At 66.6% G+C, this 20,184-nt stretch carries 19 protein-coding genes; 10 read left to right on the forward strand and 9 right to left on the reverse strand.

Features of this window, described 5'->3' with window-relative positions:
- Positions 1-42 precede the first annotated feature (42 nt).
- Both DDT93_RS11730 and DDT93_RS11735 read left to right on the forward strand, forming a co-directional pair.
- Complete coding sequence (locus DDT93_RS11730) at positions 43-2,001, forward strand: TonB-dependent receptor domain-containing protein (protein WP_109466033.1); 1,959 nt, start codon at positions 43-45, stop codon at positions 1,999-2,001.
- Between the two features lie 25 nt (positions 2,002-2,026).
- The gene (locus tag DDT93_RS11735) at positions 2,027-3,205 is read left to right on the forward strand and encodes a calcium-binding protein (RefSeq protein ID WP_109466034.1); all 1,179 of its coding nucleotides are present in this window, start codon (positions 2,027-2,029) and stop codon (positions 3,203-3,205) included.
- Positions 3,206-3,227: 22 nt separating this feature from the next.
- Here the strand turns inward: DDT93_RS11735 and DDT93_RS11740 are convergent, their stop codons facing one another.
- A complete protein-coding gene (locus DDT93_RS11740) occupies positions 3,228-4,136 on the reverse strand; it encodes a LysR family transcriptional regulator (protein WP_157960154.1) in 909 nt (302 codons plus the stop codon).
- Between the two features lie 107 nt (positions 4,137-4,243).
- On the opposite strand from DDT93_RS11740, the gene DDT93_RS11745 reads away from it, so the two are divergent.
- The 4 genes from DDT93_RS11745 to DDT93_RS11760 all read left to right on the forward strand — a co-directional run bounded on the left by DDT93_RS11745 (position 4,244) and on the right by DDT93_RS11760 (position 8,604).
- Positions 4,244-5,497, forward strand: a complete 1,254-nt coding sequence (locus DDT93_RS11745) for an NAD(P)/FAD-dependent oxidoreductase (RefSeq protein WP_109466036.1) — start codon at positions 4,244-4,246, stop codon at positions 5,495-5,497.
- 87 nt (positions 5,498-5,584) lie between these two features.
- Positions 5,585-6,562, forward strand: a complete 978-nt coding sequence (locus tag DDT93_RS11750; protein WP_109466037.1) for a Bug family tripartite tricarboxylate transporter substrate binding protein — start codon at positions 5,585-5,587, stop codon at positions 6,560-6,562.
- Positions 6,563-6,640: 78 nt separating this feature from the next.
- A complete protein-coding gene (locus DDT93_RS11755; RefSeq protein ID WP_157960155.1) occupies positions 6,641-7,090 on the forward strand; it encodes a tripartite tricarboxylate transporter TctB family protein in 450 nt (149 codons plus the stop codon).
- On the forward strand, positions 7,090-8,604 hold the full coding sequence (locus tag DDT93_RS11760; protein WP_109466039.1) for a tripartite tricarboxylate transporter permease: 1,515 nt from the start codon (positions 7,090-7,092) through the stop codon (positions 8,602-8,604). The genes DDT93_RS11755 and DDT93_RS11760 overlap by 1 nt, the downstream gene beginning before the upstream one ends.
- Before the next feature lie 15 nt (positions 8,605-8,619).
- Here the strand turns inward: DDT93_RS11760 and DDT93_RS11765 are convergent, their stop codons facing one another.
- The 7 genes from DDT93_RS11765 to DDT93_RS11795 all read right to left on the reverse strand — a co-directional run bounded on the left by DDT93_RS11765 (position 8,620) and on the right by DDT93_RS11795 (position 14,054).
- Positions 8,620-9,477 (reverse strand): lysophospholipid acyltransferase family protein, encoded by an 858-nt coding sequence (locus DDT93_RS11765; protein ID WP_232825441.1) that lies wholly within the window; start codon positions 9,475-9,477, stop codon positions 8,620-8,622.
- An 80-nt stretch (positions 9,478-9,557) separates the two neighbouring features.
- The gene (locus tag DDT93_RS11770; RefSeq protein ID WP_109466040.1) at positions 9,558-9,827 is read right to left on the reverse strand and encodes an HPr family phosphocarrier protein; all 270 of its coding nucleotides are present in this window, start codon (positions 9,825-9,827) and stop codon (positions 9,558-9,560) included.
- Positions 9,828-9,852: 25 nt separating this feature from the next.
- Positions 9,853-10,245, reverse strand: a complete 393-nt coding sequence (locus DDT93_RS11775) for a PTS sugar transporter subunit IIA (protein WP_109466041.1) — start codon at positions 10,243-10,245, stop codon at positions 9,853-9,855.
- A 12-nt stretch (positions 10,246-10,257) separates the two neighbouring features.
- Positions 10,258-11,133 (reverse strand): RNase adapter RapZ, encoded by an 876-nt coding sequence (rapZ, locus tag DDT93_RS11780; RefSeq protein ID WP_198654828.1) that lies wholly within the window; start codon positions 11,131-11,133, stop codon positions 10,258-10,260.
- Positions 11,133-11,561, reverse strand: a complete 429-nt coding sequence (locus DDT93_RS11785; protein ID WP_109466043.1) for an HPr kinase/phosphorylase — start codon at positions 11,559-11,561, stop codon at positions 11,133-11,135. The genes rapZ and DDT93_RS11785 overlap by 1 nt, the downstream gene beginning before the upstream one ends.
- Positions 11,562-11,603: 42 nt before the next feature.
- Positions 11,604-13,343, reverse strand: coding sequence for a sensor histidine kinase (locus DDT93_RS11790; RefSeq protein WP_109466044.1), 1,740 nt, complete (start codon positions 13,341-13,343; stop codon positions 11,604-11,606).
- A 9-nt stretch (positions 13,344-13,352) separates the two neighbouring features.
- Entirely contained in the window at positions 13,353-14,054 is a 702-nt protein-coding gene (locus tag DDT93_RS11795; RefSeq protein ID WP_109466045.1) for a response regulator transcription factor, read from the reverse strand.
- Positions 14,055-14,376: 322 nt separating this feature from the next.
- On the opposite strand from DDT93_RS11795, the gene DDT93_RS11800 reads away from it, so the two are divergent.
- The 3 genes from DDT93_RS11800 (at position 14,377) to DDT93_RS11810 (ending at position 17,492) form a co-directional block, all read left to right on the forward strand.
- The gene (locus DDT93_RS11800; protein WP_109466046.1) at positions 14,377-15,975 is read left to right on the forward strand and encodes a phosphoenolpyruvate carboxykinase; all 1,599 of its coding nucleotides are present in this window, start codon (positions 14,377-14,379) and stop codon (positions 15,973-15,975) included.
- Positions 15,976-16,152: 177 nt separating this feature from the next.
- Positions 16,153-16,830 carry a ZinT family metal-binding protein gene (locus DDT93_RS11805; protein ID WP_109466047.1) on the forward strand — a complete coding sequence of 226 codons (678 nt, stop codon included), beginning with the start codon at positions 16,153-16,155 and terminating at the stop codon, positions 16,828-16,830.
- A gap of 116 nt (positions 16,831-16,946) precedes the next feature.
- A complete protein-coding gene (locus DDT93_RS11810) occupies positions 16,947-17,492 on the forward strand; it encodes a DUF3859 domain-containing protein (RefSeq protein ID WP_157960156.1) in 546 nt (181 codons plus the stop codon).
- Here the strand turns inward: DDT93_RS11810 and DDT93_RS11815 are convergent, their stop codons facing one another.
- Complete coding sequence (locus DDT93_RS11815; protein ID WP_109466049.1) at positions 17,493-18,260, reverse strand: sulfite exporter TauE/SafE family protein; 768 nt, start codon at positions 18,258-18,260, stop codon at positions 17,493-17,495.
- A 146-nt stretch (positions 18,261-18,406) separates the two neighbouring features.
- Here DDT93_RS11815 and DDT93_RS11820 point away from each other — a divergent pair, with 146 nt between their 5' ends.
- Positions 18,407-20,095, forward strand: coding sequence for an acyl-CoA dehydrogenase family protein (locus tag DDT93_RS11820; RefSeq protein WP_109466050.1), 1,689 nt, complete (start codon positions 18,407-18,409; stop codon positions 20,093-20,095).
- The last annotated feature ends 89 nt before the right edge of the window (positions 20,096-20,184 follow it).

Genomic DNA, 20,184 nt, shown 5'->3' on the forward strand with positions numbered 1-20,184 from the left:
CCTTTTTCCATTTCCCAAGACAGTTTCAAAGCCGAGTTGCCCATGACGCACCCGCTGCGTTCCCGAATTGCCCTGCCCCTCCTCGTCCTCGCCGTACCGCTGGCCGCGCGCGCGCAGGACACGCCGACCGATGCGGTCGATCTCGGCACCATCGTCGTGCGCGCGGAGGACGAGCAGGCAAGCCCCTCGGCCACCACCTTCGACAAGGACAAGCTCGAGACCGAGTACCAGGGCGCCGGGCTCGACACGATCCTGCGCGGCATGGCCGGTGTCACCACCCAGGGCGGCAAGGCCGAGGGCGGCGAGATCAGCGTCAACATCCGGGGCATGCAGGAATTCGGCCGCGTCGCGGTAACCATCGACGGCATGCGCCAGAACTTCGCACGCTCCGGGCACTCGGCGAACGGCAGCTTCGCCGTCGACCCCGAGATGCTGCGCGAGGTCACCGTCACCCGTGGCCCCGGCGCCAAGAGCGGCGCCATCGGCGGCGCCCTCGAACTGCGCCGCGTCGCCGCCGAGGACCTGCTGCCCGAAGACGGCGGCGACAGCGGCGGCGAGTTCCGCCTGCGCTACGGCTCCGACCTCGCCACACCCACCGTGCACGGCGCCTACGCCACCCGCCTGGGCGAGGCCTTCGACCTGACCGTCGCCGGAACCCGGTCCGAGGACGACGACTATACCGCGCCGGACGGCACAAAGGTCATCTCGCGCAACCTGATCCGCAGCGGCCTTGCCACGCTGGGCTACAACACCGCGAACGGGCAGCGGCTGACCTTCACCGCCAGCCAGCTCTCCGAGGACTACATCACCGGCAGCTACTCGGGCTTTCCGCGCGACACCGACCTGCGCCAGCACAGCTTCTCGCTCGGCTACGAAGCCAAGGACATCCTCGGCGGCTGGGACGTGAACGGCACCCTCTACGACACCCGCACCCGGCTCTGGCAGGAACGGCTGGACGACGACCTCAATGGCACCGGCATCACCCGCTCCTACCAGACACGCACCCTCGGCCTGCTGCTAGAAGCCGAGCGCGATTTCCTGCTCGGCAACCGGACCCACGATATCGCCCTCCGCCTCGAAGCCTTCCGCGACACTGCCCGAACGCTCGACGATTCCGGCTCCCTCACCCCCTCGGGCAACCGCGATGTCTGGTCGCTGACCGCCGAGGACACGGTCAGCTTCGGCGCGCTCGCTGTCACCTTTGGCCTGACCGCCGACAGCTACGGGCTCGACAGCGACGACGGCACCGCCAGCGGCGATGCGGTCTCGCCCAGCATCGCGCTGGAATACCCGCTGGGCGCGGGCTTTACCGTCAACGCCTCCGCCGCGATGGCCTACCGCCCGCCATCGCTCAACGAAACGCTGGTCAGCGGGATGCACCCCGAACCGGCCGACTTCCCGATCATCCCCAACCCCGACCTCGTGCCCGAACGCGCCCGCACCATCGAGCTTGGCGTCAGCTATGCCCGCGACGGTCTGCTGGTGCCGGGCGACAGCCTCTCGCTCCGCGCCGCGATCTACCAGAGCAATGTCGACGACTACATCGACCTTGAATCGCTCGGGACCGTCTTCAACAGCTACTACCAGTACAACAACGTCGATCACGTCCGCATCAAGGGCCTCGAACTGGAAGGCACCTACGATACCGGCCGCTTCTTCGGCAGCCTCGCGGGCCAGATCACCGAGAGCGAGGACCTCTCCGACGGCAGCGAACTGACCAAGGTCGCCCCCGACCGCCTCGTCCTCACCGCCGGGATGCGCAGCGCCGACCGCCGCCGTCAGGGCGGCGCTCGCCTGACCTTCGTCAGCGCCAAGGAGGGCGGCGACGAGCCGTCCAAGGGCTGGCAGACCATGGACCTCTTCCTGACCCAGCAGGTCTCGGACCGCGCCAGCGTCAGTCTCGCCCTGAACAACATCTTCGACGAAACCTACACGCCCCACCTCGAAACCCGCCCCTACCCCGGGTTCAACGCGCTTGCCTCGCTGACTCTCCGGTTCTGAGCGGGACGGCCCGAAAGGACATGCCATGACCATCAAGATCAAACTGACCGCCGATGCCGAAACCGGCGAGGGCGTCGACTTCAACGCCGAGCTGGTCTCGTTCTTCGAGGACTTCACCCCCTACCAGATGCCGGTCTTCCTCGAAGAGGACGGCAGCGACGAGACCACCCAGATCCTGCACCTCGACACCCCCACCGAAGGCGAGGAGGAGGACACCCGCGTGGTGCTGCTGGAAGGGGCCGATTTCTACTACACCTTCGCCAACCACACCGTCAGCGGCACCATCGAGACCATCCACATCGGCACGCTCGGCGACGCCTGGGACGAATCCACCAGCGACCTCGCGCTCGAGGACGGGCTGGTCACCGACATGTCCGACATCATCACCATCTCGGGTCTGAACATCCAGAACGCCGCCGGGGTGGCCGGGGACGTCCACGAGATCGTCGCCGGCATGATGGGCGGCGGCCTCGACGGAACCGAGGCCGACCCCGACCCGATCTACGACGTGATCTGGTCCGAGGCCCACAACGTGACCGGCTCCACTGGCGACGACACCTATTCGGGCACCCGCTTCGGCGACGTGGTGCACGGCAAGGGCGGCGACGACACGCTCTCGGGCAACGGCGGCAACGACAGGCTCTATGGCGATGCCGGGAACGACCGTCTCTATGGCGGCGGCGGTGCCGACAAGCTCTACGGCAACGCAGGCAACGACCGGCTCTTCGGCAACGCGGGCAACGACACCCTGAACGGGGGCGGCGGCAACGACAGGCTGGCCGGCGGCAATGGCAACGACCGTCTGCTCGGCGGCAACGGCCGCGATATCCTGAACGGCGGCGCCGGAGACGACAGGCTCAACGGCGGTCAGGGCGCCGACACGCTGACCGGCGGCAAGGGGGCCGATACCTTCATCTTCTCCTCCGCCGCACAGGCCGATGGCGACACCATCACCGATTTCCGCAGCAAGCAGGGCGATATCATCGACCTCAGCGCGATCGACGCCAACGAGGCCAAGGGCGGCGACCAGTCCTTCCGCCTGATCGGCGACGACGATTTCTCGGGCAGCGTCCGCGAACTGCGAGTCTGGTCCGACGCGGGCCAGACCTTCGTGGCGGGCGACACCGATGGCGACGGCACGGCCGATTTCACCATCACGCTCGACGGCACGCTCACCCTCGGGGCGGACGACTTCCTCCTCTGACCGAAAGACCGGGCGCGCCCGGTCAATCTCTGGCGCGGGCGCCCCTGGGGCCCGCCGACCGGGCAATGTCGAGGAAGGCCTGCGCCGCCGGAGACAGCTCGTGCCCATCGCGGCTGTACTGCAGGAAGGTCCGGCGCGAGGCCGGTCCTTCGAAATCGAGGAACCGCACACCAAAGGTCTCTTCGAACAGGCTGGCATAGCCCGGCGCCACGGTCATGAACTCGGCCGTCGCCACCAGCGCCAGCGCGGTCGTCATCCCCCGCACCCGCATGTCCTGCTGCCCGAATTCCTGATGCTGGGTCAGAATCGTGCGCACCAGCAGGTTGCTGAAATCGTCCGAGTAGTGGATCCACCGCGCCTGCCCCAGCTCCTCCAGCCCCGGCGCGCGGTCGTGGCGGGCATGTTCGGACTGGCTCGAGACGACCACCTGCATCGGAACGTTCCACATGAACGATCCGGCGACCCCGTTCGCCAGCGGCCGCTCCGGCCCGATGCCGATCTCGGCATCGCCATCCGCCACAGCCTGCACCACGCGGTCGCCGGTGGTGTCCAGCACGCTGACCCCGACATCGGGAAACCGGCTGCGGAACGCGGCCAGCACCGGCGGCAGCCAGCAACAGCCTAGCATCTGCGGCACGGCCATCCGCAGATGCCCCCGCCGCAGCGAGCGCAGGTCGGCGGCCCCGTCGGTGATGTTCTGCAAGTCGGCCAGCACGCGCAGCACGGTCGGCCGTATCTGGATACCGAACTCGGTCAGCCGCGCCCCCCGCCCTGTGCGCACGAAGAGGGGGATGCCCAGCTCTTCCTCCAGCTGCCGGATCAGCATGCTGACCGCCGACTGGGTCAGGTTCAGCCGTTCCGCCGCCCCGGTGAAACTCGCGGCCTCGGCGACTTCCTGAAAGGCGCGGATCTGTCTGACGGACAGTGTCATCAGCAAACCTTATGACTCGGTAAGATCATTTCGTTTGTATTAACCTTTCATGCATTAAACAATCCTCGTGATCCCTCCCACGAACGGCCGCGAGACCTGCCCCAGCAATGCACATCGGAATAATCGGAACCGGAATCGTCGGCGTCACCACCGCTGGCTGGCTCCAGCGCGACGGCCACCGGGTGACCTTCATCGACCCGAAGGAGGCCGGCGAGGCCTGTTCCTTCGGCAATGCCGGCTCGCTCTCCCCCAGCGCCGTGCTTCCGGTCGCGATGCCCGGCATGTGGAAGAAGGTGCCCAAGTGGCTGCTGGACCCGGACGGCCCGCTGGTCATCCGCACCCACTACCTCCCGACCGTCCTGCCCTGGCTGATGCAGTTCCTGCGCTACGCCAACGAAAAGGAGGTCACGCGGATCGCCACCGCCATGCGCGGCCTGCTGCTGCCGGTCTTCGACGCCTACCTGCCGCTGCTGCAACGCGCGGGCGCGACCAGCCTGATGCGCCGCGACGGCTGCCTCTACGTCTATTCCTCGCGCCAGTCCGCCCAGCGCTGGTCCTGGGGCGCGAACCTGCGCCGCAGTCTCGGGGTCGAGATGGAGGAACTCGACAGCGAAGCACTGTGGGAGATGGAGCCCGACCTGCGCGGCCTCTTCGGCTTCGGACAATTCGCGCCCGAGAACGGCTCGACCCCTGACCCCTCGGGCCTCGTCAAGGCGATCTACCGGCAGGCGATGGAGGACGGCGCAAGCCACCTGCGCGCCTCGGTCACCGGCTTTCGCCGCAAGGGCGGGCGCATCGACGCCATCGAAACCGACGGCGGCCCCGATCTCGACGTCGATGGCGTCGTCGTCGCGGCGGGCGCATGGTCTGGCGCGCTGGCGCGGATGCTCGGCACCCGCGTCCCGCTCGAATCCCAGCGCGGCTACCATGTCACGGTGCGCAATCCCGGCGTTTCGCTTGGCCGCAACGTGATGGCGGTCGAGCAGAACATCATGGTCAACCCGATGTCGATGGGCCTGCGGCTGGCAGGCACCGTGGAACTCGCCGGGCTCAAGGCCCCGCCGAACTACCGCCGCGCCGAGTCGCTGCTCTCGGTTGGCAAGACCATGTTCCCCAAGCTCAACGGGGCCGACTACTCGGCCTGGATGGGCCACCGCCCCTGCATGCCCGACTCGATGCCGGTGATCGGCGCCGCCCCCGGCGTCGAAAACGCCTGGCTCGGCTTCGGCCACGGCCACGTGGGCATGTGCGGGGGCGCCACCACCGGCCGCGAGATCGCCAACCTGGTTGCCGGACGTGCGCCGCTGGTCGATCTCGCGCCATTCCGCCCCGACCGCTTCCGATTTGGCCGCGCCGCGTAAGGTGCGGCTACCGCTGACGACCCAAAGACCATAGTGGTCCGCAACAAGGACCAGCATGACCAACAGGAGAGAAAAGGAGACTTGCAAATGCGCAACCTGATCAAGGGCTTCGGCCTTGGCGCGCTCGCCCTGGCAGCCACGTTCGCCGGCCCCGCCGCACAGGCCCAGGGTTACCCCGAGAAACCGATCACCATCGTCGTGCCCTTCCCGCCGGGCGGCTCCACCGACCTGCTGGCGCGCAAGATCGGCGAGGCCATCTCGGGCCCGCTGGGCCAGCCCGTCGTAGTCGAGAACCGCGGCGGCGCGGGCGGCACCGTGGGCGCCAACTACGTCGCCCAGTCCGACCCCGACGGCTATACCCTGCTGATGGGCGTCACCGGCTCGAACGCCATCAGCGCCGCGCTGCGCGACGACCTGCCCTACAGCCCGACCGAGGACTTCGACCCGGTCAGCATCGTGATCTCCTCGCCGCTGGTCCTCGTGGTGAACTCAGAGAGCCCCTACACCTCGGTCGAGGACGTCATCGCCTACGCCAAGGAAAACCCCGAGACCTTCACCCACGGCACCCCGGGCGTCGGCACCTCGATGCACATGGCGGCCGAGCTCTTCGGTCTCGAATCCGGCACCAAGCTGGTGCACGTCCCCTACAAGGGCAGCGCCGCGGCCCTGCAGGACCTGCTGGGCGGCCAGATCGACTCCATGTTCGGCGACATCCTCGTGACCTCGGAATACGTCAAGGCCGGGCGGCTCCGTCCGCTGGCGGTGACCGGAACCAAGGAGCACTACCTGCTCGAAGGCGTGCCGACGATGGCCGAAGCCGGGCTGACCAATTACGCCGCCTTCTCGTGGCAGGGCATCTTCGCCCCGGCGGGCACCCCGCCCGAGGTGCTCGACAAGCTCTACGGCGCCATCTCCGACGCGGTGGCCAGCGATGACCTTCAGGCCCTGTTCAAGGAGCGCGGCTTCCTCGTCGAGGGTATGCCGCCCGCCGAGTCCAAGACCTTCATCGCCTCCGAAGTCGAGAAGTGGACGAAAGTCGTGGATGCAGCAGGTCTGAAGAACTAACCTGCCCGCCACAGCGGGCCGGCGTCCCCCATGCGCCGGCCCATGCCGTCCCCCGTCCTGCCCGTTCCGGAGCGGAAATTGCCCAAGCCCTCCCTCACCCGATACCTCCCCGGTCTCACCGTCGTCGCCTTTGGCCTCGCCATGGCCTCGGTCGCCGTCACCTACCCGCTGGGGTCGCTGCTGCGGCCCGGACCGGGCTTCTTCCCCCTCGTGATCGCCCTGATCCTCGCGGCCCTCGGCGTCGGCGTGATGGTCGAGGCCCGCGCCGCCCTGCCCCCCGAGGATCGTGAGCCCTTCGCATGGCGCGCCGTGCTCTGCACTTCCGCCGGCATCCTGCTCTTCGCGTTCCTCGTCGAACGCATCGGCTACGTTCCGGCCTCGCTCCTGCTGATCGGCACCGCCGCCCTCGGAGAGCGCGACAACGACTGGATCATGATGGCGGTCGTCGCGGCCTTCATGGCGTTCTTCGGCACCGCCGTCTTCATCTGGGGCCTCGGCCTTCCCATTCGCGCGTTCGGAGCCTCCTGATGGACCTTTGGCACGGCATCCAGATCGGCCTTCAGACGGCCCTCAGCTGGCACACCCTGATGTTCTGCTTCATCGGCGTGACCGTTGGCACCTTCGTCGGCGTGCTGCCCGGGATCGGCGCCCTGGCCGCCATCTCGCTGGCGCTGCCGCTGACCTACTACATCGACCCGACCGATGCGCTGATCATGCTCGCGGGCATCTTCTACGGCGCCCAGTACGGCGGCTCCACCGCCTCGATCCTGCTGAACCTGCCCGGCACCGCCACGGCGGCCATCACCTGTCTCGACGGCTACCCGCTGGCGCAGCAGGGCAAGGCCCCGCTCGCGCTCTTCGTCACCGCCGTCAACAGCTTCGTCGGCTCGTCGCTCGCCATCGTGCTGGTCATGGGCTTTGCCCCGGTCATTGCCGAGTTCGCGCTCGAATTCGGCTCGGCCGAGTATTTCGCCGTGATCCTGCTCGGCCTCGTCGCCGCCTCCACCATGACCCTCGGCTCGCCCTTCAAGGCGCTGGCGATGGTGGTCTTCGGCCTCGCCCTCGGGCAGGTCGGGACGGACATCAACACCGGTCAGTTCCGCTATACCTTCGGCATCCTCGAACTGGCCGACGGCTTCAGCCTCGTCGCCGTCGCCATGGGCCTCTTCGGCGTGGCCGAGATCATCGCCAACATCGGCCAGCCGCAGGGCGTGCTGCACAAGGTCGGCAAGATCCGCTTTGCCGACATGTGGCCCAACCGCTCCGAGTGGAAACAGATCTGGTGGCCCACCCTGCGTGGCACCGGCATCGGCTCGTTCATCGGCGCGCTGCCCGGCACCGGCCCCGGCATCGCCTCGCTGATGGCCTACGCGGTCGAGAAACGCATCTCCAAGACGCCCGAGCGCTTCGGCAACGGCGCGCTGGAGGGCATCTCGTCACCCGAGGCCGCCAACAACGCCTCGGTGCAGGCCGCCTTCATTCCCACCCTCAGCCTCGGCATCCCCGGCGACGCGGTGGTCGCCGTCCTGCTCGGCGCGATGATCCTGCACGGCATCACGCCCGGCCCCAACCTGATCAACGACCAGCCCCAGATGTTCTGGGGTCTGATCATCAGCTTCTGGGTCGGCAACCTGATGCTGCTGGTGCTGAACATCCCGCTGATCGGGCTCTGGGTAAAGCTGCTGACGATCCCCTACCACCTGCTCTACCCCGGTGTGCTGATCTTCATCTGCCTCGGCGTCTACTCCGCCGACAACAACGTGTTCGACATCTTCGTGGTGCTCGGCTTCGGGATCATCGGCTACGTCATGCGGCGCACCGGCTTCCCGGCAACGCCGGTGCTGCTCGGCTTCATCCTCGGGCCGCTGCTCGAAGAGCACTTCCGTCGCGCCATGCTGCTGTCGAAGGGAAACATCCTGATCTTCTTCGAACGCCCGATCAGCGCGGTGTTCATGGTGATCAGCCTGATCTTCCTCGCCTCGGTCTTCCTGCCCGGCCTGCGGGCGCGGCTGTCGAGGGGGCGGGCCAGCACGGCGGACTGACCGCCGTGCGCCTCCTCAGTCGGTAAGACCGAGGGTATGTTCACGCAGGTAGGCCATGAACCCGCGCGGATCGTCCGCGTAGCGGTCGATGGTCTCCTGCGGGATCGGGTCGCCCACGATGGGCCCCTGCGGCTTGTTCAGCGAATGCACGATCTCGTGCAACAGCAGCCCCTGCCGCAGCAGCGGCGACACCTGATTGGCGATCTGGTAGGCGCGCGAGTTGGCGCCGGGGAACTTCATCGGCACCACGGTCGCGCCCGAACGACGGATCATCTTGGCGGTAAAGACGTTCCACTCGGCCTCGACCGCCGGGCCCCACCAGCCCTTCGAATGCGCCACGACGCCCGAGGGGAACAGCGCGACCAGCCCGCCGTCCTTCAGGTGCTGCATGGCCTCCGCCCGCATGGCGACGCCCTTGCGCTGCGCATCCGGGTCGTGCGGGAACGGCACGGGGATCATGAAGCTGCCGGCCACGTCGTCGATGGCGGTCAGCAGCGAGCGGGTCAGGATCTTGTAGTCCAGCCGCACCCGGCCGATCAGGTCGCCGAAGATCATGCCATCGACCATCCCGTGCGGGTGGTTCGCCACGACGATCACCGGGCCTTCCTTCGGAATGCGCGCCAGCTGGTAGTCCGGGGTCGTGAGGTCGATTCCCATCACGTCCAGACAGGCCCGCCAGAAAGCCTGCCCGCGCGGCGCGCCGCGCTTCTCGAACTTCCGGATCAGGCGGATGATGGTCATCTTGCCCGTCAGCGCCTCGATGGAGCGGATCACGTTCCGCTTCCAAGGCTCCTCGAAGGTCGATGCATAAGACAGTGTCGCCCGGTCGTAGGTCTTGAACTCGACCAGGTCCTCGCTCTCGGAACCGGTCAATATGGGTGAGCTGTCATGAAAGCGGTCTACCACAGGGATACCCCATTCCCGTTTCAACGCTGTCCGGCCTGCGGGACAGATTACATCCCTTCGCCGAACCTGTCTGCCACCAAGGCTTCGATGGCACTTGCCAGGGCCTCTGCATCCGGTCCCGACGTTGCCACGTCAATAGAGGTTCCCTTGGACGCTGCCAACATCAAAAGTCCCATAATGCTGTCGCCGGAGGCGGAAAGCCCGTCCTTCGAGACCTCGGCCTGGGCGTCGAAAGCCTCCACCACCTCGACCAGCTTGGCAGAGGCGCGGGCGTGGAGACCCTTTTCATTGACGATTTTCAGGGTCTTGTGGGTCATGTTCAGTCGTTTCTGCTCGGGGAGCCTAATCGTGGCTCACATTCTGGGTATTGATGTACTTCTTACCGGCATCCATCGCCGAGCGCACAGCGTCGCCCACCGGCTGCTGGCGGCTTTTCGCCAGCTTGATCAACATGGGAAGATTGGCCCCGTACAGGATGCGCCTGTCATCGGGGCGGCAGGCCAGCAGGCTCAGGTTCGAGGGCGACCCGCCGAAGAGGTCGGTGACCACCACAACGCCGTCGCCGCTGTCGACCGCATCCGCGGCCTCGCAGATTTCGCGTTCCTTGGCCGCGCGGTCATGCTCCGGTTCGATCGCGATCGCCACCATGCCGGGCTGCTTGCCCACCACATGCTCGATGGCGGCCAGGTACTCCTTGGCCAACCCACCATGTGCAACGATAACGATCCCGATCACGGCCTGCTCTCATCAACCACGTGGAGCTTTCAGCTCGCGATGCCTAATTGACACTTGCTGACCATCCTCCGCAAGGGCCTTGGCCAGGGTTTCTGCAAGTGCAACAGACCTGTGTTGCCCGCCGGTACACCCGAAGGCGATCGACAGGTGCGACTTTCCCTCGTCGACATAAGCCGGCAGCAGGAAACGGATCAGATCCAGCACTTTCTCGTAAAACGGCGGGAATCGGGGGTCTGCACCGACATAGGCGGCCACCGTCTCGTCCCGTCCATCCAGCGCGCGCAATTCGGGGCGCCAGTAGGGATTGTTCAGGAACCGGCAGTCGAACACCATGTCGATTCCGCGCGGCAGGCCCCGTTTGTATGAAAACGAATGGAGCGACACCGCCAGCCGTCCGGCCTTGTCCGGCGCGAACCACTGCTCGATCTCGGCGCGCAGTTCGTGGACGTTCAGCTCCGATGTGTCGATCAGCGTGTCCGCCCGGTCGCGCACCGGTGCCAGCAGGTCGAGTTCGCGGGCGACGCCGGTTTCCGGGCTCTCCGCCGGGGCCAGCGGATGGCGGCGCCGGGTCTCGGAGAAGCGGCGCAGCAGCACCTCGGTCTGGCAGTCGAGATAGAGCACCGTCACGTCGAACTCGGGCCTGCGGCGCAGGGTGTCGATGGCCTCGATCAGCCCGGCGGTCGAAAAGTCGCGGTTGCGCGCGTCGATGCCCAGCGCCAGCGGGCGGTCGGTCCGCCCGCCTTCCAGCAGGCGCGGCAGCAACCCCAGCGGCAGGTTGTCGATGGCTTCGAACCCGAGGTCTTCGAGAACATGGGTCGCGGTCGAGCGTCCGGCGCCCGAGGGCCCGGTCACCAGCACGAGTTTCTCCCGGGTGGCTTGCGGCTGCATCACGTGTCTTCCCATCTGCCGGCCTTCAGATACTGAAGGACGGCATAGGGAAAATGGGGGCCATCCACCCGCAGAAGCAAGGGGATAGGGTGCCCGGCGAGATCAAAATTTCGCGCTTGCGGCATCCGGGCCGTCTCGGTCCGGTCAAGATCCACCGCCAGCACCACCCGCGCCGGCCCGGCGGGAGCTGCGTTCAGCAGACCGATCCCGCGCGCCTCGATCACGCCCCGGATCGGCTCCGGGGCATCGGCGACGGGCGCCTCGCCCTCGCTCCGGATCACCACCCGGTCGTCCGCGACAAGGCCACAGCCAAGCCCCATCAGCGCAAGGGCCAGGCCCGACTTGCCGCTGCCGCTGGCCCCCATGATCAGCACCGCGCGCCCGCCAAGGGCGACACAGCTCGCATGAAGGATGGTCTCGCGCGTCATGATCGGCTGCGGGGTCCGCTCCGGCGGGCCCCTGCGCTCCTGTCAGACCGGCAGGCCCACGACAAAGCGCGCGCCCAGCGGGTCGGAGTTGATGTCGGCATCGGTCGGGCGGATGTTCTCGGCCCAGATCACCCCGCCATGCGCCTCGACGATCTGCTTGGAGATCGCGAGGCCAAGGCCCGAGTTGTTTCCGAAATGCTCTTCCGGGCGCTGGGAATAGAACCGCTTGAAGACCTTGTTCAGCGCCTGGTCCGGAATGCCCGGCCCGGTGTCCTCGACCACCGCCAGCACCCGGTTCTCGCGCTTGCGCACCCAGACCCGGATGGCGTCGCCCTCGCCGCAGAAGCTGATGGCGTTGGTGATCAGGTTGACAAAGACCTGCGCCAGCCGCGCCTCCAGCCCGTGCACCATGATCGGGCCCTTGGGCATGTCGGTGATATAGTCGATCCCCCGCGCCAGCGCGTCCTCGCTCAGGTACTGGTTCAGGTTGTTCAGCATCACCAGCAGGTCGAAGGATTCCTCCTCCTCCTTGACCAGTTCCGCGTCCAGCCGCGAGGCGTTGGAGATGTCGCTGACCAGCCGGTCCAGCCGGCGCACGTCATGCTCGATGACGTTCAGCAGCTTCTCGCGCTGATCCTCGCGGGTCACCAGCCGCAGGGTGCCGACCGCGGACTGCAGGCTCGCCAGCGGGTTCTTGATCTCATGCGCCACGTCCGCCGCGAACTGCTCGTTCCCGTCGATCCGGTTGTAGAGCGCCGAAACCATGCCGCGCAGCGCCCGGCTAAGGCGGCCGATCTCGTCCGGACGGGCCGAAAGGTCGGGAATGCGGATGCGGCCCGGCGTGACCTTGCCGCCATCGCGGTCGCGGCCCAGCTCCGCAGCCTCGGCGAGGTCCGCCAGCGGGTTGGCGATGGTCGAGGCCAGCACGAGGCTCAGCCCGATGGACACCAGGATCGCCACGATGAACATCTGCAGGACGCGCTCGCGCTCGCCCCGCACCAGCGCGTCGATCTCGCCCGAGCGGCTGGCCATGGCGACAACGCCGACCGGCTTGCCGTCCACCAGGATCGGCGCGGTGACCGACAGCACGGTACCGCCCGGCGTGTCGAGCCCGACTTCCAGCATGGAGGCGTTCTCCATCGCCTGCACGCTCAGCCGTTGCAGCTGCGCTTCCAGCGGTTCCGGCGCGACCTTGCGCTTGGGCGCCAGCACCGACGAAACGCCGTCCCATACCTTGGACAGCCCATCGGTGATGATCGTCGGACCCGCCGGCTCGCGCGTCAGCGCGGTCAGCCGCCGCCCCTCGTCGCTCCCGATGATGCGGGCCGTCTGCGCGCCGCTGGCGTCGAAGACAAAGACCTCGACACCGTTGCGCAGGCTCAGCCCGTCCAGCGTGGCCTGCGCGGTCGCGCCCAGATCCCGCCCGAGATCGCCTTGGGTCCCCTCGGCCAGCTGGACCTCAAAGACGTTGGCGACCAGTCCGGTCTCGCCCACCAGCGCGTTGGCGCGCTGGGTCACAAGGCTGTCGCGGGTGTCGCTGAGGTACAGGATGCCTGCCGTCAGGATCACCAGCGCGATCAGGTTGAACATGATGATCTTGCGGGTAAGCGGCGATCCCTTCAGGGAAAAGAAGTTCCGCCGCGCCCTCTTGTGGCGCAGTTCAGCCGCTACCGTGCTCTGGGGGGCGACCCAGTCGTCGCCCAGAACAACATCGTTATTGTCCCCACGGTCAGCCGGAGAACTCACGGTATCACGCACAAAAGTCCTTTCGGCGATGCTCATTCGAGCTTTCTATTCTTCGTTGTACCTGTAGCCGATGCCGTAAAGCGTCTCAATCGCCGAGAAGTCGTCGTCGGCGCTGCGCATCTTCTTGCGGAGCCGCTTGATATGGCTGTCGATGGTCCGGTCGTCGACGTAGACCTGGTCGTCATAGGCCACGTCCATCAGCTGGTCCCGCGACTTCACGAAGCCGGGCCGCTGGGCCAGTGCCTGCAGCAGCAGGAACTCGGTCACGGTCAGCGACACGTCCCGGCCCTTCCAGCTGACCGAGTGGCGCAGCGGGTCCATCCGCAGGTGCCCCCGCTCCATCACCTTGGCCTCGGGCCCGGTGCCGGTGGCGTCGCCCTCGACCGCTTCCTGGCGGCGCAGCAGGGCGCGGATGCGCTCGACCAGCAGACGCTGCGAGAAGGGTTTCTTGACGTAGTCGTCGGCCCCCATGCGCAGGCCGAGAACCTCGTCGATCTCGTCGTCCTTCGAGGTCAGGAAGATCACCGGCATCTGGGTCTTCTGGCGCAGGCGCTGCAGCAGATCCATGCCATCCATGCGCGGCATCTTGATGTCGAGCACGGCCATGTCCGGCAGCTTCTTGTTAAAGGCGTCAAGGGCCGCCTGCCCGTCGTTGTAGGTCTCGACCTCGAAGCCCTCGGCCTCGAGAGTCATGGAAACGGACGTCAGGATGTTCCTGTCGTCGTCGACCAACGCGATTTTAGACATCGAATGCCCCTATTCTGCTCTGTATATCGCTATTTTTTGGATATTCATCGCCTCTTTGGCCATTCGAATCAATCCTTAACTGCGAATCGCCCGTGCGTTCGCTTTCGAAACTGGCAAAAAAGTGTTAGGATTGGCTGAATTGTCGCAGTTCCGACTCCGGCGTTAGGCAGCCCCTCCAGATGGTTGCGCTAAAGTTTGCCTTGGTTGCGCTAACTGCAACAAAGCGTCCTGTTCATACTTTAAAACGACATGTTATGAGGCGCGGCACCGGCACCGCTCGCGTGCAACGAACCGGCCTGCGCCGCCAAAGGAGAATACACACATGACATCTGGACGGGTAAACCCGAACTTTCGCCTCGAAGATCAGGGGATCGAGGGCCTGGGCAATGTCTATTACAATCTCATGGAGCCGGCCCTGGTCGAAGCAGCGCTGAAGCGCGGTGAGGGCACGCTCGGCAAGGGCGGGGCGCTGCTGGTCACCACCGGCAAGTTCACCGGCCGGTCCCCCAAGGACAAGCACGTGGTCAAGACCGACTCGGTCGCCGACAAGATCTGGTGGGAAAACAACGCAGAAATGTCGCCGGAAGGCTTCGACGCCCTCTACACCGACATGCTCGAGCACATGAAGGGCCGCGACTACTACGTCCAGGATCTCGTCGGCGGCGCTGATCCGGCGAATTCCATCGACGTGCGCATGGTGACCGAACTGGCCTGGCACGGGCTGTTCATCCGCCACCTGCTGCGCCGCCCCGAGCTGGCCGACCTCGACGAATTCACCGCCGATTTCACCATCATCAACTGCCCGAGCTTCAAGGCCGACCCCAAGAAGCACGACTGCCGCACCGATACCGTCATCGCGCTGAACTTCGACCGCAAGCTGATCCTGATCGGCGGCACCGAATACGCGGGCGAGAACAAGAAATCGGTCTTCACCCTGCTGAACTACCTGCTGCCCGAGAAGGGCATCATGCCGATGCACTGCTCGGCCAACCACGCGGTCGGCAACCCGGTCGACACCGCGATCTTCTTCGGCCTCTCCGGCACCGGCAAGACCACCCTCTCGGCCGACCCCGAGCGCGTGCTGATCGGCGACGACGAGCACGGCTGGTCCGACCGTGGCACCTTCAACTTCGAGGGCGGCTGCTACGCCAAGACCATCAACCTCTCCGAGGAAGCCGAGCCGGAAATCTACGCGACCACCGAGAAGTTCGGCACCGTGATCGAGAACATGATCTTCGATCCCGAGACCTTCGAACTCGACTTCGACGATGACTCGCTGACCGCCAACATGCGCTGCGCCTACCCGCTGGAGTACATCTCCAACGCGTCGTCCACCGCGCTTGGCGGCCACCCCAAGAACATCATCATGCTGACCTGCGACGCCTTCGGGGTTCTCCCCCCGATCGCGCGGCTGACCCCGGCGCAGGCCATGTACCACTTCCTGTCGGGCTTCACCTCCAAGGTGGCCGGCACCGAGCGCGGCGTGACCGAGCCCGAGCCGACCTTCTCCACCTGCTTCGGCGCGCCCTTCATGCCGCGTCGCCCCGAGGTCTACGGCAACCTGCTGCGCGACAAGATCGCCCAGCACGGCGCGACCTGCTGGCTGGTCAACACCGGCTGGACCGGCGGCGCCTACGGCACCGGCAACCGGATGCCGATCAAGGCCACCCGCAGCCTGCTGACCGCAGCGCTCGACGGCACCCTGGCCGAGGTCGAATTCCGCAAGGACCCGAACTTCGGCTTCGATGTCCCGGTCGACGTGCCGGGCGTGCCGCAGGTCCTGCTCGACCCGCGCCGCACCTGGGGCAACCCGGAAGGCTACGACAGGCAGGCCGCCAAGCTGGTCCAGATGTTCGCCGACAACTTCGAACAGTACGTTCCCTACATCGACGATGACGTGAAGGCCGCCGCCATCGGCTAAGCCCACGACACCGCGCAACGACCATGACGCCCCCGGTTTCCGGGGGCGTTTTTCGTTGCACTCCTGCGACTTGCATTCGCCCTCGCCCGCCTTGCGCCCTGCGCCGATCTCGCGTAGCTCCATGATTGTTACGTTATAACATAACGAATCATGGATGCCCAAGCGAAGAGGTTCAGAATGCTGCACTCCGTCATCTCCCCGGCTGCCCGGGCCCTGTCGATCGCCCTCCTGATGGCCGCCGGCGCGGCCAACGCCAGCGACAAGGCCCACGATCATACTCACGACCACGCCCACGATCACACTCATGACCACGGCGACCAGGCGTCGATCTACAAGGGCTACTTCAACGACGACCAGATCGCCGACCGCCCCCTCGCGGACTGGCAGGGCGACTGGCAATCGGTGTACCCGCTGCTGATGGACGGCACGCTCGCCCCGGTCATGGCGCACAAGGCCGACAGCGGCACGATGTCCGCCAAAGACTACCGCGCCTACTACGAGGTCGGCTACCGCACCGGCGTCGAGCGGATCACCATCGAGGGCGACACGGTGACCTTCTACCAGAACGGCACCCCGCTGGTCGGCCACTATGCCCATGACGGCTACGAAGTCCTGACCTACAAGAAGGGCAACCGAGGCGTCCGCTTCATCTTTGCCAAGACCGGGGGCGATGCCGCCGCGCCCGCCTTCATCCAGTTCAGCGACCACCGCATCGCCCCGGCGCAGGCCGACCACTACCACCTCTACTGGGGCGATGACCGCGCCGCGCTGCTGGAGGAAGTGACCAACTGGCCCACCTACTACCCCTCCGCCCTCAGCCCCGAAGACATCGTCGACGCGATGCTCGCCCACTAGGCGCTCGCACACCACCGGTCCCGGCGGGCGCTCCCGCCGGGACAACCGGCCACCACCCGCCCATGCCGCACCATCCGCCGCTTGACTCGCGCCCATGCAACAGGCCACTTGGCGCCATGCGCGCTTTCGTCCTCTCCGCCCTCCTGCTGCTGCCCGCACCGGCCCTGGCCGACGCCAACGGGGACAACGCCGCGCAGTATGACGCCAGCCGCCTCACGATCACCTTCGGCGCCTTCTGCCAGCGCCCCTCGGTGGGCGAGGTCCCGGCCCCCGACACCGCCGCCAAGAAGATCGACCTGATCGACGGAACGCCCGAGATCCGCTGGCCCGGCCACGTGATCCCGGCCGCGCCCGGCATCTCCTTCGGGGTCCGCACCATGACCCACGATGCCGAGAGCCTCTGGCCGGTGATGATCGAGCTTACCCACCCGGCCTTCACCGAGTCCGGCACCAGCCACCAGACCTACTACACCACCCTCGGAGGCTCCGACGCCTCGATCAACGCCTACAGCTTCGATCTCCCCGAGGAACTGGTGACCGGCACCTGGACGCTCACCGCCGTCTACGCGGGCGACGTGCTCTACAGCGTGAATTTCGAAGTGGTCCCGGCCGAGGCCCTGCCCGAGATCGCCAACGGCTGCATCGGCTACCTCGGCAGCTGATCAGCCCATCAGCCCGCGCCGCAGCAGGTTGAGCCCCGCGATCAGCAACACCGCCAGAGTCGCCTTGCGGAAGGTCGCCTGGTCGATCCGGTCCTGCAAACGCCCGCCGACCCACATCCCCACCAGCGCCGGCACCACCATCAGCGCCGAGAAGGGCGCCGTCGCCGTGGTCAGCACACCCGACCCGATATGCGCCGCCACCAGCATCACCGCGCCCAGGCCGTAGATCACCCCCTGCACGCGCATCTGCTCGTCCTTGGGCGTGTCGAGCGCGGTCAGGTACATCACCGTCGGCGGCCCCCAGATCCCCGACATGCCACCGACGAACCCCGCGACCGAGGCCACCAGCCCTTCGACCACCGCACTGCGCGACGACAGCCGCAGGCGCAGGCCCAGCAACTGGATCACCGCGAAGAAGACCACCGGCCCCCCGATCATCACCAGCAGCGTGTCGGGCTCCAGCACCCGCACCAGCTGGGCGCTGGAGAGCAGCAGCACGCCGCCCACGATCAGGAACAGCCGGAACCGCACGATCGACTCCCAGGCCGCCGCCGCGCCCTGCCGCAGCGCCTGGAACCCGTTGGTCGCCACGGTGGGAAACAGCAGCCCCGCCAGCGCCAGTTCCGGCGGCAGGAAGAAACTCAGCCCCGAGATCATGATCATCGGCATGGCAAAGCCCACCATGCCCTTGACCACCCCGGCCACCAGCACGACGAGAACGGCAAAGCCCAGCTCGACAGGGCTCAGAAAGGTCAGGAAACTGCTCATTCCCTCCTCATATCACCCTCCCCGGCGGCTGCACGGCAAAAATCACTGCGTAACTTTCGGTCTTGCAGAGATTATCATGGGTATTTTTGTTGCGCTGCACCTGCGAAGGGATTAGGACCGGACGACATCAGACAAGGAGCCGATTCATGCCCCACGACGGTCAGGACTTGCCCCAGGACGCCGCCATTCTCCTCCCCGACCTGCTCAGCCTCACGGGCGCCGCAGTCGCGCCGGTGGAACAGGTCTTCGAAGCGGCGCGCGAAGCGCTCCGCGCCACCGTGAGCCGCGACGGCAAGGTCTCCGCCGGGCTGATCGAGGCCAACCAGACGGCGGCGCACGGCCTCTCGTGGCTGGCCACCTACGCCGAGAGCCTGCGGCAGATGCAGAAGTGGGCCGAGAAGCTCTCCGCCGAGGGCAAGTTCGGCGAGATCGAGCAGCTGATCCACCAGATCGCCTTCGGCGAATTCCTCGCCCAGATCATCGGCGGCATCCCCATGAGCCAGGGCGAGATCATCCGGCTCGGCGACATCGGCGTCGCCCCCGAGGCGCTGGCCCCGCTGTCCGCCGAGGCGGTGACCACGCTCGCCCGCCGGGGCAACAGCCAGGCCGCGCGCACCCGTCTCGTCGCGCTGATGCAGGAACAGGCCGCCAACATCACCGTCGGCGCCTCCGGCCTCGACGAAGAACTCGAGATGATCCGCGAGCAGTTCCGCCGCTATGTCATCGACAAGGTCGAACCCTTCGCCCACGAGTGGCACCTCAAGGACGAGCTGATCCCGATGGAGGTGATCGGCGAACTGGCCGAGATGGGCGTCTTCGGCCTGACCATCCCCGAGGACCTCGGCGGCTTCGGCCTCTCCAAGGCGTCGATGGTCGTGGTCTCCGAGGAACTCTCGCGCGGCTACATCGGCGTCGGCTCGCTCGGCACCCGCTCCGAGATCGCGGCCGAGCTGATCCTCTGCGGTGGCACCGACGCGCAAAAAGCCCAGTGGCTGCCCCGGATCGCCTCGGGAGAAATCCTGCCCACGGCCGTCTTCACCGAGCCCAACACCGGCTCCGACCTCGGCTCGCTGCGCACCCGCGCGGTCAAGGGCGCGGACGGCGACTATGCCATCACCGGCAACAAGACATGGATCACCCATGCGGCCCGCACCCACGTGATGACCCTGCTGGCCCGCACCGATCCCGACAGCAAGGACCACCGCGGCCTCTCGATGTTCCTCGCCGAGAAGATCCCCGGCACCGACGAGGCCCCCTTCCCCACCGAAGGCATGACCGGCGGTGAGATCGAGGTGCTGGGCTACCGCGGCATGAAGGAATACGAACTCGGCTTCGACAACTTCAAGGTCAAGGGCGAGAACCTGCTCGGCGGCGAGGAGGGCAAGGGCTTCAAGCAGCTCATGGAAACCTTCGAAAGCGCCCGCATCCAGACCGCCGCCCGCGCCATCGGCGTGGCCCAGTCGGCGCTGGATACCGCGATGCAATACGCGCTCGACCGCAAGCAGTTCGGCAAGGCCCTGATCGAATTCCCCCGCGTCTCGGGCAAGCTCGCGATGATGGCGGTCGAGATCATGGTGGCGCGCCAGCTCACCTACTTCTCGGCATGGGAAAAGGACCACGGCCACCGCTGCGATCTCGAGGCCGGCATGGCCAAGCTCCTCGGCGCCCGCGTCGCCTGGGCGGCGACAGACAACGGGCTGCAGATCCACGGCGGCAACGGCTTCGCGCTGGAGTACAAGATCTCCCGCCTGCTCTGCGACGCGCGCATCCTGAACATCTTCGAAGGTGCTGCCGAGATCCAGGCGCAGGTGATCGCCCGCCGCCTGCTGGCCTGATCGTCGCCTGCGCGGCACGGTCGCGCAGGTGAGTATTTGAAGAGAAAAGATGGAAGGATGACCCTTATTCATCTTTTCTCGTTAAATAC

Origin of the sequence: Albibacillus kandeliae (assembly GCF_003116585.1) — a bacterium.
In the GTDB taxonomy this organism is placed as follows: Bacteria; Pseudomonadota; Alphaproteobacteria; order Rhodobacterales; family Rhodobacteraceae; genus Albibacillus; species Albibacillus kandeliae.